This is a genomic window from Mesorhizobium sp. M7A.F.Ca.AU.002.02.1.1, from assembly GCF_003998535.1.
GTDB lineage: Bacteria > Pseudomonadota > Alphaproteobacteria > Rhizobiales > Rhizobiaceae > Mesorhizobium > Mesorhizobium ciceri.
The window spans coordinates 1-503 of sequence record NZ_RZPB01001468.1; the positions used below are offsets into that span (position 1 = coordinate 1).

Annotated in this window: 1 protein-coding gene; it reads left to right on the forward strand. The window is 67.2% G+C overall.

Going from position 1 to position 503, the window contains the following annotated elements:
• Nucleotides 1-503 (forward strand): aldehyde dehydrogenase family protein (locus EN879_RS38410; RefSeq protein ID WP_127274832.1); only part of this gene is annotated, 503 nt, incomplete at both ends.

Below are 503 nucleotides of genomic sequence, written 5' to 3' on the forward strand. Positions count from 1 at the left end.
GCTCGGCCGCGTCCTACATATTGTGGTCCGCCGAGGAGGGTCGCCGCCCCTATGGCGACGTCGTGCCCTCGCCATGGGCGGACCGCCGCATCCTGGTGACCAAGGAGCCGGTTGGCGTCATCGCCGCCATCACGCCGTGGAATTTTCCGTCCTCGATGCTGGCCCGCAAGCTCGGCCCGGCGCTCGCCGCCGGCTGCACCGCCGTGGTCAAGCCTGCGTCGCAGACGCCGTATTCGGGTCTCGCCTGGGGCGCGCTCGCAGAGGAAGTCGGTTTCCCCAAGGGCGTCGTCAACATCCTGACCGGTTCGGCCAGCGAGATCGGCGACGAGATCTGCGCCAATCCGCTGGTGTCGAAGATCACTTTCACCGGCTCGACCGAGGTCGGCAAGCTTCTCATCCAGAAGTCGTCGGTCACCGTCAAGAAGGTGTCGATGGAACTCGGCGGCAACGCGCCGTTCATCGTTTTCGACGACGCCGACCTCGAGCGTGCCGTCGCCGGCGCC